This is a genomic window from Lentibacillus sp. CBA3610 (assembly GCF_013373365.1).
GTDB lineage: Bacteria > Bacillota > Bacilli > Bacillales > Amphibacillaceae > Lentibacillus.
In genome coordinates this window covers 1,724,739-1,740,055 of sequence record NZ_CP035925.1, presented here as the reverse complement: position 1 = coordinate 1,740,055, position 15,317 = coordinate 1,724,739, and the positions used below count along the sequence as shown (strand labels likewise).

General features: G+C 39.0%; 17 protein-coding genes and 1 pseudogene. 15 read left to right on the top strand and 3 right to left on the bottom strand.

From position 1 onward, the window contains the following. Positions 1-36 precede the first annotated feature (36 nt). From Len3610_RS08830 to Len3610_RS08785, 10 genes and pseudogenes are all read left to right on the top strand, one after another. Positions 37-612 carry a DUF2953 domain-containing protein gene (locus tag Len3610_RS08830; protein ID WP_176447626.1) on the top strand — a complete coding sequence of 192 codons (576 nt, stop codon included), beginning with the start codon at positions 37-39 and terminating at the stop codon, positions 610-612. A gap of 13 nt (positions 613-625) precedes the next feature. Continuing rightward, positions 626-1,177, top strand: a complete 552-nt coding sequence (gene ytfJ, locus Len3610_RS08825; RefSeq protein ID WP_176447625.1) for a GerW family sporulation protein — start codon at positions 626-628, stop codon at positions 1,175-1,177. A gap of 100 nt (positions 1,178-1,277) precedes the next feature. Further along, positions 1,278-1,778 (top strand): thiol peroxidase, encoded by a 501-nt coding sequence (gene tpx, locus Len3610_RS08820; RefSeq protein WP_176447624.1) that lies wholly within the window; start codon positions 1,278-1,280, stop codon positions 1,776-1,778. 421 nt (positions 1,779-2,199) lie between these two features. After that, complete coding sequence (locus tag Len3610_RS08815) at positions 2,200-2,949, top strand: hypothetical protein (protein WP_176447623.1); 750 nt, start codon at positions 2,200-2,202, stop codon at positions 2,947-2,949. A 289-nt stretch (positions 2,950-3,238) separates the two neighbouring features. After that, positions 3,239-3,541, top strand: a complete 303-nt coding sequence (locus tag Len3610_RS08810) for a YolD-like family protein (protein WP_176447622.1) — start codon at positions 3,239-3,241, stop codon at positions 3,539-3,541. 151 nt (positions 3,542-3,692) lie between these two features. Then, positions 3,693-4,301 (top strand): hypothetical protein, encoded by a 609-nt coding sequence (locus Len3610_RS08805; protein ID WP_176447621.1) that lies wholly within the window; start codon positions 3,693-3,695, stop codon positions 4,299-4,301. After that, positions 4,301-5,800 (top strand): recombinase family protein, encoded by a 1,500-nt coding sequence (locus Len3610_RS08800; protein ID WP_176447620.1) that lies wholly within the window; start codon positions 4,301-4,303, stop codon positions 5,798-5,800. The genes Len3610_RS08805 and Len3610_RS08800 overlap by 1 nt, the downstream gene beginning before the upstream one ends. 176 nt (positions 5,801-5,976) lie before the next feature. After that, a pseudogene (locus tag Len3610_RS08795) lies at positions 5,977-6,953 on the top strand (class I SAM-dependent methyltransferase). Positions 6,954-6,976: 23 nt separating this feature from the next. After that, positions 6,977-8,164, top strand: coding sequence for an acetate kinase (locus Len3610_RS08790; RefSeq protein WP_176447619.1), 1,188 nt, complete (start codon positions 6,977-6,979; stop codon positions 8,162-8,164). 15 nt (positions 8,165-8,179) lie between these two features. Continuing rightward, positions 8,180-8,692, top strand: coding sequence for a MogA/MoaB family molybdenum cofactor biosynthesis protein (locus tag Len3610_RS08785; RefSeq protein WP_176447618.1), 513 nt, complete (start codon positions 8,180-8,182; stop codon positions 8,690-8,692). A 103-nt stretch (positions 8,693-8,795) separates the two neighbouring features. On the opposite strand, the gene Len3610_RS08780 is transcribed toward Len3610_RS08785, so the two are convergent. After that, positions 8,796-9,230 carry a universal stress protein gene (locus tag Len3610_RS08780; protein ID WP_176447617.1) on the bottom strand — a complete coding sequence of 145 codons (435 nt, stop codon included), beginning with the start codon at positions 9,228-9,230 and terminating at the stop codon, positions 8,796-8,798. A gap of 133 nt (positions 9,231-9,363) precedes the next feature. Between Len3610_RS08780 and Len3610_RS08775 the strand changes: the two genes are divergently transcribed. The 3 genes from Len3610_RS08775 (at position 9,364) to ald (ending at position 11,618) form a co-directional block, all read left to right on the top strand. Further along, on the top strand, positions 9,364-9,516 hold the full coding sequence (locus Len3610_RS08775; protein WP_176447616.1) for a hypothetical protein: 153 nt from the start codon (positions 9,364-9,366) through the stop codon (positions 9,514-9,516). Between the two features lie 136 nt (positions 9,517-9,652). After that, positions 9,653-10,411: an SDR family oxidoreductase gene (locus Len3610_RS08770; protein WP_176447615.1), complete on the top strand. Its 759-nt coding sequence runs from the start codon at positions 9,653-9,655 to the stop codon at positions 10,409-10,411. A gap of 88 nt (positions 10,412-10,499) precedes the next feature. Beyond that, complete coding sequence (gene ald / locus Len3610_RS08765) at positions 10,500-11,618, top strand: alanine dehydrogenase (protein WP_176447614.1); 1,119 nt, start codon at positions 10,500-10,502, stop codon at positions 11,616-11,618. Positions 11,619-11,745: 127 nt separating this feature from the next. Here the strand turns inward: ald and Len3610_RS08760 are convergent, their stop codons facing one another. Further along, positions 11,746-12,843 (bottom strand): M24 family metallopeptidase, encoded by a 1,098-nt coding sequence (locus Len3610_RS08760; RefSeq protein WP_176447613.1) that lies wholly within the window; start codon positions 12,841-12,843, stop codon positions 11,746-11,748. A gap of 158 nt (positions 12,844-13,001) precedes the next feature. Between Len3610_RS08760 and Len3610_RS08755 the strand changes: the two genes are divergently transcribed. After that, positions 13,002-13,676, top strand: a complete 675-nt coding sequence (locus tag Len3610_RS08755) for a PspA/IM30 family protein (protein WP_176447612.1) — start codon at positions 13,002-13,004, stop codon at positions 13,674-13,676. Between the two features lie 154 nt (positions 13,677-13,830). Here Len3610_RS08755 and Len3610_RS08750 read toward each other — a convergent pair whose 3' ends face one another. After that, entirely contained in the window at positions 13,831-14,340 is a 510-nt protein-coding gene (locus tag Len3610_RS08750; RefSeq protein ID WP_176449601.1) for a YfiT family bacillithiol transferase, read from the bottom strand. A gap of 290 nt (positions 14,341-14,630) precedes the next feature. Here Len3610_RS08750 and Len3610_RS08745 point away from each other — a divergent pair, with 290 nt between their 5' ends. Then, positions 14,631-15,311 (top strand): metal-dependent hydrolase, encoded by a 681-nt coding sequence (locus Len3610_RS08745; RefSeq protein WP_176447611.1) that lies wholly within the window; start codon positions 14,631-14,633, stop codon positions 15,309-15,311. Positions 15,312-15,317: the final 6 nt, after the last annotated feature.

The following is a 15,317-nucleotide window of genomic DNA, read 5'->3' as shown; positions in this document are numbered from 1 at the left end:
GAAATTTGCAGCAGGATATGACTGCGGGGTGACATTATGGTAATTGGCTTATTCATTGTTGTTGCGATTAGTGGTATTTTACTCTTACTGTCAAGAATTAAAGTCGTTTGTTCGGTTACATTAAACCCCAACCTTCAGACGCTTTACTTAGCTGTTTACGTTTACCGTATCAGGCTTTTGGAAAGATCAATTGATTTATCGGAAGCAGACACCGATCAGGAACAATCATTTCAGGAAGTATTGTCATTATTACATAAGTCCAGCCGGAATTTTATACAAAAGATAAGGAATTTTTATGAGGTGGCAACGCTTGTTTTAGAAAGGCTGCGTTTTCACAGTCTTTCCTGGCATACGGAGGTTGGTACCGGTAAGGCGCACACAACCGGTATGGTGACTGGTGGTATATGGTCAGTGCAAGGAACGGTGATAGGCTTATTATCGGCTAAAAGTCACCTTGATTGTAAACCATCAATTGAGGTAACCCCATTTTTTAATCAAAAACGAATCGATTCAAAGTTTGATTGCATGTTTTCGATAAGAATCGGGCAAGCTATCTATGCATTACTAAAAATCATACGGAAACTTCCTGCAAAACGTGAAGCAGTCATCTAAGAGGAGGATTATCATGGATGAGCATCCTATACAGGGATTAATGACAACAGCAATGGAAAATTTGAAGGATATGACTGAGGTTAATACAATCATCGGCGATCCTGTGGAATCACCCGATGGCAGTATGATCATTCCGGTATCAAGACTGGGCTTCGGATTTGCTGCCGGCGGGAGTGAATTTACCGGAAGCAAGAGTTCAGATGAATCCGGCGGAAGTGATTCGATGCCTTTTGGCGGTGGCAGTGGCGGCGGTGTTTCAGTAACACCGGTTGCTTTTTTGATTGTCAATCCTAAAGGCATTAAAATGATTCACCTTGATGAAAGTATACACATATACGAAAAAATGATGGACTTTGCGCCAAAAGCAGTTGAAAAGATCCAGCAGTTATTAAAAGAATCGGGTCTGCCGGATATGATGAAACAGCAATCCAGTCAGAGAAGTAGTAAAGAGGGCAAAGAGGGTCAAGACAGTCAAGAGAAAGAAATGAAAAAGCGGCAGGAACAGCAGCGCGGGCAGGATTCGCAAAAGTTTGATGACGACTTTGATCAACATTATGACCTTTAAAGTGGGACAAACCAATAGGGTAATCATTGGACATATATGGTAAAGCCCTTCATAATTAAATATAGGTTAATGAATTTATATTAGGAAGGGATGATTCTAAATGGCTAGTGTTACATTCAACCAGGAGCCAGTCACACTGCTGGGAGAAGAAATATCAGTTGGTGATAAGGCTCCGGACTTTACGGTTTTGTCCAATGACCTTCAGGAAGTCTCGCTTAGTGACTATAAAGGAAAGGTAAAACTGATTGCGGCTGTACCGTCTGTCGATACAGGTGTCTGTTCTGACGAGACGAAACGTTTTAATGAAGAAGCAGACAAACTGGATAACGTACAAGTATTGACCATCAGCATGGATTTGCCTTTTGCCCAGACACGCTGGTGCGCTGCGAATGGTGTTAAGAATTTGGATACGTTATCAGACCACCGCGATGCAGACTTCGGTGAAAAATATGGTGCTTTGATTAAGGAATTGCGCTTGCTCGCACGATCGGTTTTTGTCGTTGATTCGAACGATACCGTAACATACGTAGAATATGTCAGCGAAGTTACAGATCACCCTGACTATGAGAGAGTGTTACATCATATTAAGCACAATATGTGAATTAGGTTATCCCCTTAGAAACCATTGATATAACAGTATAGGGAAGACTTAGAGGATAAAAAAATATTGTGAAGCTAAAATGGAGTCAATAGCGACTCCATTTTTTTATGCAAATTTAAATATAAAAATCCTAGCAACCAGCAAAAGCACTTTATCAAAAAGGCTAGGACAGCCAAAATTAATGTGTATTTAAAGATGTCTATTTTGATTCATTATCTAAATCAGTATTAGTGAGTTTTAATAAATCATCAATTTCAATTCCTAACGTATCACAAATGGCAAGTCTACCTGTTAGTGAGATAATCAAGCTTACCGAAGAACGCAATGAAATTTTCGCTTTTTTGAACCAGCCTATTGACATTGTAGGCCTAAAGAATGATATTAATAATGAGTTAAATAAATTTGAGGGGGGTAGTTAGTAATGAAAAAGATAGCTGTATTACTAACATTAAGTGCATTAGTGTTAGTTGGGTGTATTGGTCAAGAAAGTCTGATACATGAGGATTTGCAAAAGGATATTGATCAAATAATTCCAATTATTGAAGATGTACATAACAACGATGAAGAAATGAGTAACGATGAATACAATCTTTATGAAGATTTTTATGATAAATACATCATTGGCAAATTTACCACGTCTAACGGTGAAGAATACAAAATGAACGATTTAGAGAAAGCAATTATACGAGAAATAAATACAATGCAAATATTTGCTTACTCGGTGACAGATTCAGAAATGACATTAGAATCTGAAGGCAATATTAACGATGATCTTTACAATGAAGCAAAAGAAAATTTTGAGAAATATACATCCATGGATGAAGTACCAGATGAATTAGAAGGCGAATATCCTGTATACACTCAAAAAGAAGGTAAGTATCCTAGTATGTTTGTTGAGGATGTGAATAAAATAATTGAAATGTTTGATCCAGTTGTTAATGGCAGTGAAACTAATATTGAAAACAATGAATATGTTGCACTAACAAATACAATTGAAAAGTATACCGGAGAAGGATTTGAGCATAACGATAAGCATTATTTAATAAATTTCGACATGAATAATATTATTATTAATTTTGATAGATTAAAAGATGACCTTGAGCAAGGTGAATTAACTTATGAAGTAATGAACTTATTTAATAATGTTAAGCAAGATATAAATGATCTGTAATAAGTACAGACGTAATGCAGCAAGATATTTAGCAACACGACAGAATAAACTATCAAAGGGAGAAATACACAAATGAATCAAGTAATTGATAACGAAATGTTAAAACTTTTTGGAGTAGAACACTTTGAAAACAAGCGATTATTGCAGTTTGTAATTCAGTCACAACATGGGAATTTATGAACAATTATTATGATGGCGATATTGTCAGTACATAAAAGCTGCCTAATATGGATGGCTTTTTATTTTTATGTTATAATGGGATCAAATGTTCTATAAAAATGGTATAAAAATGTCACATATTAATGGTCGAGGTACTATCAAATGGACATCTCTAATGATGCCTGAACATGTTCAAATGTTAAATGATTATTGGAAACAACAGGAATGGAAGGAAGAGCCAATATTGGATGAACAACAAAAAGAATATACTGAAATGAAGTTACAGTTGGCTATCTATAATGATTTAACATTTGAATTAACATATTTTCAAGGCCATGATTTTCAAAATATTAAAGGTAAATTGGATAAAGTGGATAATAGGGCATTTGTTTTCAGAACATTAGCAAAATTGAGATTGATTTTGATGATATAACCGATGTGTCTATAATTTAATAATATTCGAATTAGTTACTTCTTATAATTATCCAAATATAATTATAATTAACTTGTAGGAAAAAAGAACCATGTAATTAATAACATTTGAGGCTGAATTGTAATAAAACGTTTATATAGGAGGTGCCTTTATGGCTAGATTAAGATGGACAGAAGAAGAAAAAGATATATTAAGAAATAATTATGAATACGTACCCACAGAGAAACTAGAAGATTTACTCCCTAGATTTACAATACAAAAAATAAGAATAAAAGCAAGTCAAATGGGGTTAAAACGAAAAGCACCAAAGCAATCTAGAAAAGGAATTAAAGTTAAACGCTGGACAAACGATGAAAAAGATAAACTAATTGAGGTTTATGAAACTACAACCAACGAAGAATTAGAACAAATATTTGATAGATTTAAGCCAAATGAAATAAGAAGAAAGGCTAGATCACTTGGATTAGAGAAGAACGGTGAAACAAAGAAATTAGATGATGAAAATAGAATGTCTAAAGTGTTAGGTGAATCAAGATGGTCTAAAGAAGAAGAGAAGATATTAATCGATAAATATCCAACAACAGGTATTAATGGTGTTAAAGATTTGTTGCCCAAAAAATCAATTTCATCTATAAGAACAAAAGTCATTAGATTAGGATTGAAAAAAGAAGTAGGTGAGACTTGGGAGAATAAGGGTATGGAATTTTCTAATAGTGATGTTTTTACTATAACAGCAACATATGAAAGGGTGGATAAGTAATGGAAGGCTTAATGGATAGATTAGAAAAAATTAAATTCGTAGCCGTATATTTGAGAAAAAGTCGTAGTATGGGTGATACGGAAGAAGATTTAATAAAACATAGAAAAGCAATTTTAGATACGTGTGAAGAAAATGGGTGGTCGTTCGTGGAATATCCAGAAGTTATTTCTGGAGATACAATTGAAGCAAGACCAAAGATGCGAGAGCTTCTAATAGATATAGAAAACAATTCATATGATGCTGTTTTTGCATTTGATACAGATAGGCTTGGAAGGGGGGGCAGTGGAGATCAGGAGCGAATTGCTCTTACATTAAAACATACAGAAACTTACTTCATTACTGCAAACCCTTTTAAAATATATGATTTAAACAATGAAAGTGATGACCAATTTTTTGACATGCAATCCTTTATGGGGAGATTTGAATATAAGCAAATCAATAAAAGGTTACAAGCTGGCAAGAAAACTGGCCTAAAGATGGGGCGTTGGTCACATGGAAGCAAACCCCCGTTTGGTTATGATCGTAATCATAAATTGAAGAAATTAACCATTAACGAAGACGAAAAAGAAACTATAAGAATGATTGTTGACTATTTTTTAGAAGGAATGACGTTATCAGATATCGCATGGGAATTGAATAAAAGAAAAATTCCATCACCAAGAGGTTTGCAATGGAGAGCAGCAACCATATCAAGATTGTTGAAATCAGAAGTGTATTTGGGATATGTCATTGGAAACAAAACAGAAGGAACACGAAACAGACTCAAATCATCGTCATCAAAACCATTCAAGGAATTACCTAGAGAAAAATGGATTATTGTCAAAAATTCACATAAGCCAATAATTTCTGAAGAAGAGCATGAACAGATAATGGATCGATTTAGCAAATCTCCAAAAAAAGTATATAACAATCAGATATATAGTTTGACTGGATTAGTTACGTGTGGCAAATGTAATAAAAGAATGAGTTTAAAAAGATTGAATAGTGGAGATATGAGTGTACAGAAATGTGAATGCGGTAATCATAGTGGAAATATTAAAATTATAGAAGATGCTATCTACCAAACTGCATTGGCATTAAAAGATAAATTGAATGAGATAAGAACTGATAACATTGTGAAACAAAAAGAAGACAAAATGCAAAAAAAACTAGACGATAAAATCAAAGAATTAGATAAACAAGACCATGCCATTGAACGAATAGAAGAAGCATTTGAAAATGGATTGTATGACATCCAAAAAACACGTAAAAAAACGCAAGAAAGACAAGAAGAAAAGTGGAGACTGGAAAAAGAGATATCAGATACAAAAAAACAAATGACTTCAATGGATAGTCTTAATAATAAAGAACGTGTAACGGTTATTGATAAATTTATTAATGAAGTGTCAAAAGATATAAATCATGAAGAGAAGAATAAATTATACAAAGAAATGATCTGTAGCATAACTTGGACTAAGGATGATTTGAAAGAGGTGGTGATTTCTGTGAATTTTCTCTAAGGGGATAACCTACTTATTATATTTTGCATATTGTGTTGGAAGCAGCACAAAAAGCAGAATAAGTTCTTCCAGCTCCCCTGCAAGTAGCGGCAGGGGAGCTTTTTGTTTTAGGAACCACTGATCTTTTGGTACAATAGAAACGCTTCTGAGAGACAATGGATCGGAGGATTTGTAACATGGAACAAACGAATGTGGAAAACTTGTTTGAGCATATTGATAATTTAACTGAAAGTGTTCAACAATATATGAATGAAACGTATTTGGACAGTTTGTCAGTGGTACTGGAAACCCTTTTTCAGGGGCAGCCGCCGGAAGGCATTGACAGTCCATTAAACCAAAAACTGCAAGACATTCCGGATACTGAAACATATGAAATTGTGGAAATTCGAAAAGCCGTTCAGCTCGCCATCTTAAAAGGCATGAAAGGTGCTACCCAGCAACAGCACTTGATGACACCTGAAGCGGTTGCCTTGTTTGTTGGTTATCTGGCCGAAAAGATGACACACGGACACGACAATCTGCGGGTGTTTGACCCGGCAAGCGGTACGGGAAACTTGTTAATGACTGTCATGGAACAGCTGGATGAGCTCGAACATGTTTCTGCAGGAGAAGTTGATCCGACACTTATTCAGCTTGCCGTTTTGAATGCCAATCTGCAAAAGAAAGAGGTTGAATTTTTTCATCAGGACAGCTTGCGTCCTTTTCTGATGGATCCGGTTGATTTGGTTGTCAGCGACTTACCGGTTGGTTACTATCCGGACGATATTCGTGCTAATGACTATGCACTGAAAGCTGATGAAGGTCATTCCTATGCGCATCACTTATTCATTGAACAAAGCATGAATTATACAAAGAGGGCGGCTATCTGATTTTTGTTATTCCGGAGTTTCTTTTCGACAGTGACGGGTCCGATAAACTGCATGCCTTTCTTCAGGAAAAAGCGCATATAGTCGGTGTCTTACAATTGCCGGATTCAGCGTTTAAATCTGATAAAAATCGAAAAAGTATTTTAATGCTGCAAAAGAAAGGACCGTCTGCAACTGTATATAAACAACCATTGTTAGTTCAGGTCCCTTCGTTTAAAAATACTGAAGCAATGAATGATATTTTAGCCCAAATAAATCAATGGTTTGATGAAAATATGAATAAATAGTTGTATGAAGGGAGTTAAAACGCATGTCCAATATATTGGCAATCAATGCCGGCAGTTCCTCTTTAAAGTTCCAGTTAATTCACATGCCTGATGAAATTGTTTTGGCAAAGGGACTTGTTGAACGTATTGGTTTAAGTAATTCTGTCTTCACGATTGAAGTGGATGAAAAAAATAAAGAGACAATAGACATTCCGGATCATGAAGTCGCCGTAAAACGATTGCTGGATAAACTGCAATCATCAGGCGTGATTCAGTCAATGGCGGAGATAAATGCAGTTGGGCACCGGGTCGTGCATGGTGGTGAAAAATTCAGTGATTCTGTGCTGATAACAGATGAAGTGATCAGGACGATTGAAGAAGTTTCCGAATTGGCACCGCTCCATAACCCGGCGAATTTAACAGGAATTCATGCATTCAGGGAATTGCTGCCGGATGTACCAATGGTGGCCGTCTTTGATACAGCCTTTCACCAGACGATGCCGGAGAAATCTTATTTATACAGTTTGCCGTATAAGTATTACACGGATTACGGGATACGCAAATACGGTTTTCACGGCACATCACATAAATATGTTTCACAACGTGCAGCAGAAATGATTGGATTACCGCTGGAACAATTACGTCTCATTTCGTGTCATTTAGGAAATGGTGCGAGTATTGCTGCGATTGAAAAAGGTAAATCAATTGACACATCAATGGGTTTCACACCACTTGCAGGCGTAACAATGGGTACACGCTCCGGAAATATTGACCCGGCGCTTATTCCGTTCATTATGGAAAAGACTGGAAAAGAGGCAGATGAAGTCGTTAATATTTTAAATAAGAAAAGCGGAATGCTGGCATTATCCGGATTCTCCAGTGACTTACGCGATATTGAACAGCAGGCAGATGAAGATGAACGTGCCGAATTGGCGCTGGAAGTTTTTGCGGAACGTATTCATAAGTATCTGGGTTCTTATGCAGCAAGAATGTCAGGTGTTGATGCGATTATTTTCACAGCAGGTGTCGGTGAGAATAGTGATGTGATCCGGGAAAAAGTATTGACCGGTCTCGAATTTATGGGGGTTTATTGGGATCCTTCCCGTAATAAAGCCCGCGGGAAAGAAGTGTTTATCAATTATCCGCATTCCCCGGTAAAAGTCATGGTCATTCCAACGAACGAGGAAGTGGTGATAGCCCGTGATACAGTCAGGCTAACAGAACAAGGCTAAGGGAGGAGATTTGTTTTGTCTGTTCATCAGCATAAACAGGAGAATAATCCGGTTAAATGCATGGTGTTAACAATCAGTGACACACGAACTGAGGAAACGGATAAGAGCGGAAATTTGATGAAGGAACTGCTGGAGGAAGCAGAGCATTCAGTAACCATTAAGAAGGTTATTCACGATGAAAAGGACGTCATTCAGAATGCGGTTGCTGCCGGCTGTGAAAATGCCAATGTCGATGTTATTTTAACGAATGGCGGTACGGGTATCGCTTATCGTGATGTGACGATTGAGACGATACAACCTATGCTCAGTAAAGAAATGAGTGGGTTTGGTGAGATCTTCCGCGTGCTCAGCTATCAGGAAGATATTGGTTCGGCAGCCATTTTATCACGAGCCATTGCCGGTGTCATCGGACATACAGCCATTTTTGCAACACCCGGCTCATCAGGTGCTGTTAAATTAGCCATGAATAAATTGATTATTCCGGAAATAACGCATGTCGTGCAAGAAGTAAAAAAAGATATCAGATAATGTTGCCGAAATCATGGCAGCACAAAGGTCGCGCGATGGCAGTAACCAGGTCGCGCGATAACTGCATTCTGTCATAAGCGCATGTATACAGTACGTCCATTGTTCAGCGTACAACCAGCACGTCACAGCTGGCGTATCGTGTAATGCTTTCTGAGACGCTGCCAATCAGGAATCGTTCAACGGCCCCCATACCGGTTGCACCACAGATAATCAGATCCGTGCCAAAATTACCAGCGATGTCTTTGGCAATTTTAACTTTAGGTGATCCGTACTCGATACATCTCACCAAATTTGTGATACCGGAAACTTTCGCATTTTCCACGTAACTGTCCACCAGATCCTTTGCATATTCTTCTGCACGTTCTGCAAGCGTCCTGTCATATGCCTCAGCTGTAGCAAATGTTCTGGAATCAACCACATGAGCCAGTATCATTCTTGCGTCGTTTCGTTTAACAATATCCAGTGCTTTTCGGAATGCTTTTTCCGAAGCTTCTGACCCATCTACCGCAACAACGATATTCTTGTATTCGGCATCCACAATCATCCCCTCCTTTTCTTATTATTCTAATACCCTTTTTATCGGCATGACAATCAGAATTTCCAAAACTGGAAAGAGAAAGCACTTTTTTGTGTCTTTAATATGAACATACTAAAACTGGAGGTGAGGAAACTTGGCCAAGAAAAATAAATGGGTTGAAGATAAAAAAGGTATTTCCGCCGTTAAAAACCAATTGTTCGAAAGTTATCAGAGCGGGGTTATTGAAGATAAGGATAAACTCTCCAATAACAGGAGTATCCACACGTACAACAATCAAAAAAACTAACATGCTAATCAATCCATCCTTTGAACCATTGTCCAGGGGGTGGATTGTTTTTCTGCCTTTTTAACAGTATATTATGTTATAATGCCAATCATGATGGGCGTTCAACCTAAATTATGATGAAAAGGAGGGACGGTCAATGGGACACGCACTGATAACAGCAGGTACATCCGGGTTGGGAAAACAAGTGGTCAAAAAATTTCTGGAAGCCGGTTATCATGTCACAACAACGTATTTCAGAAATGCTGAAAAGGCTAAGAAGGTTCAGGAAGAATTCGAATCATACAGCCAATTCCTGCATATTGAAAAAGCGGATGTTACGAACAAAGCAGACATCATCAACTTGATCAACAGTGCTGTTCAACACCATGGCGGGATTGACTACCTGATTAACAATGCCGGTCCTTTTGTATTTGAGCGGAAAAAGCTGCTGGACTATTCGGACGATGAATGGCATGAAATGATCAATGGAAATCTTGACGCTGTATTCCATTTGTTAAAACAGACGATTCCACATATGCGCGAGCAGCGGTTTGGCCGAATTATCAATTATGGCTTCCAAGGGGCAAATAATGCTTCAGGCTGGTTGTATCGATCGGCATTTGCCGCAGCCAAAAGCGGCCTTGTATCGTTAACGAAAACAATTGCATTTGAAGAAGCTGAGTATCACATTACATGTAATATGGTGTGCCCGGGCAATATAGTTGGTGAAATGAAGGAAGCCGGCATTGAAGACAGCCGGAAAGTGCATGATGATAAGACACCAATCGGCAGGCCCGGTACCGGTGAGGATATTGCGCGTGCCATTTTATACTTGTGCGACCGTAATTCTGATATGATTACAGGGTCCATATTTGAAATAACCGGTGGCATTGATGTTATAAACAGGTATCGATAACATTTAATGTTTTTAATACCGGGATTTGTTATAATGAAACTGCTTTCATTTACTTGATTTACATATTATTCAGAAGGAGGCATATACATTGAAAATTGGTGTGCCAAGGGAAATCAAAAACAATGAAAACAGAGTTGCGATGACACCGGCCGGGGTCCTCACTTTAACAAATGCCGGCCATGAAGTTTATGTAGAGACAGGTGCAGGCTCAGGGTCCAGTTTTACTGATGAGACATATGCTGACGAAGGGGCTGTTATTGTCTCAACAGCAGAAGAAGCCTGGTCAAAAGAAATGGTTATGAAAGTAAAAGAACCTTTGCCTGAAGAGTATGACTACTTTTATGAAGGCCAAATTTTACTGACGTTCTTACATTTAGCAGCAGAGCCGGAATTGACGAAAGCGTTAATCGATAACAAAGTAATCGGAATTGCTTATGAAACCGTTCAAGTTGAAAATGGCTCACTGCCGCTATTGACACCTATGAGTGAAGTTGCCGGCCGGATGGCTTCACAAATCGGAGCTCAGTTTTTGGAAAAGACCAAAGGCGGAAAAGGTGTATTGCTTTCGGGAATTCCCGGGGTGAAACGCGGGAAAGTAACCGTCATTGGCGGTGGTGGTGTCGGAACGAATGCGGCCCGAATTGCTATGGGGCTTGGGGCTGATGTGACGATTATTGATTTGAATCCTGATCGGCTGCGGCAATTGGATGACATGTTTGGCTCGGATATTAATACGATGATGTCCAATCCAAAAAATATCGCTGATGCGACGGCGGAATCCGATCTTGTTATCGGCGCTGTCCTGATTCCGGGAGCTAAAGCACCAACTTTGATCACAGAAGAAATGGTCAAGTCCATGCCGGAAGATTCGGTCATTGTTGATGTTGCCATTGATCAGGGCGGTATTGTCGAAACAAGTGACCGGATTACATCACACGATGACCCGACATATAAAAAACATGGTGTTCTGCATTATGCTGTTCCGAATATCCCCGGAGCGGTGCCACGTACAGCAACGGTGGGATTGACGAACGTGACGGTGCCATATGCATTGAAGTTGGCAAATAAAGGCTATAAACAAGCGTGTTTGGATGATGAGGCATTGTTAAAAGGTATTAATACACTGGACGGATATGTCACCTATAAGGCAGTTGCCGAATCGCATGAATTGCATTATGACGATGTGTATACGTTGTTGGAAAAATAATTAAAAGCGGCACTTGGAATTCAAGTGCCGCTTTTGCCATTAATTGGTGGGTGTCCATCTGTACTGTGCAGTTTCTTCACTCCCTCTTTGTCTGTTATGAAGTGAAGTCTTACTTGCAGCATACGCATTAATCCACGATTTGCAGTTCTTTTGGAAATTTCGTTAATGTTTCAGCACCGCTGTCTGACATGAACACCATATCTTCAATTCGGACGCCGCCTTGTCCAGGCACATAGATTCCCGGCTCAATTGTATAGCACATACCTGTTTTAAGCGGGAGTTTGTTTTGACTATGCATCGAAGGATATTCATGCGTTTCTATTCCAAGTCCATGTCCAATCCGATGAATGAAATACTCACCATAACCCTTCTTGTCAATATGGTTTCGGGCCGCTAAGTCAACATCGCCGACTGCTGTTCCCTGTTTGGAGGATGTGATTGCTTGTGTCTCTGCCTCCAGTACTGTATTATAAATGGATTCCTGCTCCGGGGAAATTGATTTATAGGCAACCGTTCGGGTGATGTCAGAACAATACCCTTCATAAATGACACCAAGGTCAAATAGTACAAGGTCGCCTTTTTCAATTTTTTTCATGGAAGGTGTCCCATGCGGTGATGCTGTTTTGGCCCCTGATAAAGCCATCGTGGAAAAAGACATTTGCTGGATTCCTTGCTTCTTCAGCTCGTACTCAATTTTTGCAATAATTTCCAGCTCTCCGGCACCTTCATTTATGGCTTTTATCCCGGTTTCGATACCAAAATCGGCAAATCTTGCGGCTTCTTTAAGAAGTGCATATTCCTCTGAGCTCTTAATGACTCTTAAATTGGCCAGTATCTCCTGTGCATCATGGAAAGTGGCATCAGGAAGCACTGATTTAACCTGTTCATAACGTTCCAGGGTCAGATGATTATGCTCCACTGCAACGGATTCCGGCTTGCTGTTATTGCGTTTCAGTAATTGTTGAAACAGCGCCCAAGGGCTCTCATGATCGTTGTATGCGATTATTTCATATTCCCATCCGGCATTTTTGGCATCTTCTTTCTCCATTGCGGGTACAATCAGTAATGGATCATGATCCCTGCTGATATATACAGCGATAACCCGTTCATGTGGATCCGTATAATAGTTGCTCAGGTAATAAAAATTTGCTGCAGACGTAACGAGCATACTGTCGAGGTTATGTTTCTTCAGTTCGCCCAGCAGTGTGTCAAGTCTGTTTGTCATTGTAAGCACCTCATTTTCTATAGTTAGTTACATTATAACAAATGAGGTTTTAAAAAATCGTTTGTTATTGAAACTTTTTTTGATAACAATCGTATTGGATAGGGAATCAGTAGAATAGCGGATATTTTGGTCAATATTTATAAAGGGAGGCACATCTAATGTTTAAGTTTTTTAAGCGGATTTCAACAGTTGTAGGTTCGGAACTCAATGCCATGCTTGATAAGGCTGAGGATCCGGTAAAAATGCTTGATCAGTACATGCGGGATATGGAAAGTGATATCCAGGAAGTGGAATCAGCAGTTGCCAAACAGGTAGCCAATGAAAAAATGCTCAAACGTAAAGCCGACGATGCAGAGGCAAAAGTGGCGAAACGACAGAAACAAGCTGAGCAGGCTATCGAAGCAGATAATGAGGATTTAGCTAAACGTGCACTCCAGGACAAGGCAGAACAGGAGCAACAGGCTGATTTGCTGAAAGAATCGTGGGAACAGGCAAATAAGGATAGCAGCGAATTGCGCAGTAAACTGGATGAGATGAAGAAAGAATACCAGCAAATGAAGCTGAAAAAAGATTCGCTTCAAGCACGTGCCGAATCAGCCAAAACAAAAACGAAAATGAACCGAACGATGTCAGCAATCGGCAGTGATGAGTCCAAAAAAGGCTTCGAACGGATGGAAGAGAAAGTGCTGCAGTATGAAGCAGAGGCTGACACAAGTGAAGATATCTCGCACGAAAGCCGGTCCCTGGATGAAGCGTTTGAGAAATTGAATGACGATAACAGCAATGTGGACGATGAACTGGAAGAACTGAAAAAGAAGATGGGCAAGGAATAGTACGGGAAAATGAGAGCTGGGATAAAAGGAAAGAGCGAAAAGAAAAATCCGAACAACGATTCAAAATGCTTCAGATAAATTTCGAATCAGTTCGGATTTTTCTTTAATAGTTTTATGTTACTTACAAACTCTTGCCTATTCCATACATATTGTATTATTTTGATAATGCGATTTTTATATGGGCTAAGTGATGCTCTTCGTGCCAAGCTAGTTTCGCAACTTTTGTTGCAACTGTTATTTCACCGTTTTCCTGGTGAGTAAAAGCGCGATTTAGTTGCTCTTCAGTTAAACTATTTCCTAAAGATACGATGCGTTCATTTATACCTTCAAGGAGTTTAATAGAACTTTCTACAGGGAGTTCTGTATCCGGCTGAACAGCCCACTTGTCTTGATTGAAAGCTGGTACTGTCGGGTTTTTATCTGTTAAAGCCAGCTTTAAACGTTGAAACATGTTCAACTGGGAATCTGCAATGTGATGAACAAGTTGTCGTACTGTCCAGCTGCCTTCACGATAGGTTTTGCCTAATTCCTGAGCGCTTAATGAATCAACAGTTTCGCTTAATCGACGCGTGTAAGTTTCGATTTCCTCCAGCCATTCCTGAATATTTTCTAATGTTACTTTATCAGGAACTTCTAACTGCCCAATTGGGAATTTTACATCCATTTTAACCACCTTTTCACTATTTTTCACTTATTTCATAACCTCATTTCATTTTAACATAAATAACTAATGACTTATTAGTGTTATTCAAGAAACTGTCCCGATAATACAAGTAAGGTCTATTTGTTGCATCATTCAAAACACCACCTGAGTTTTTGCTTTTCCATTCCAGTTTCGTTAGCCACTTATTCTTAATTTATATGCATGAAAAATATAAAAAACGGGTAAAGGATTTAGGAGGGTCTCTATCGAATAAATAGAGTGGATACTATTTTACAAAAGGAGCGATGATCATGAAAGTATCATATCATGGACATTCTGTTGTTGGCGTTGAAACAGACAGCCACAAAATATTGATTGACCCGTTTATTAATGGGAACGAAGCATGTGATCTTGACCCCGGCACTGTTGAAACAGATGTCATTTTGCTGACACACGGTCATAATGATCATGTTGGTGACACTGAAGAAATTGCCAAACGTAATGACGCACTGGTTGTTGCACCGAATGAACTGGCGAATTACTTAGGTGGTAAAGGCCTGAATACTCACCCAATGCATATTGGCGGCGCACGTGAATTCGATTTCGGGAAAGTGAAATTCACGCAGGCATTTCATGGGTCTTCCTATACCGAAGAAGATGGCACCATTATCTATACAGGAATGCCCGGCGGTATTTTACTGACAATTGATGGCAAAACAATCTATCATGTTGGCGATACCGGGCTGTTCAGTGATTTGAAACTGATTGGTGAAATGAACGATATCGACATTGCTTTCGTACCAATCGGTGACAACTTTACCATGGGACCGGAAGATGCGTTGATTGCAGCAGACTGGATTAACGCGAAGACTGTCGTTCCGGTGCATTATAATACCTTCCCGGTGATCAAACAAGATGCCGATGATTTTGCATCCAAGGTCAAGACCGGAAAAGGATTGGCCATGAAAATCGGGGATTCAGCCGAGTTATAGAAAGCG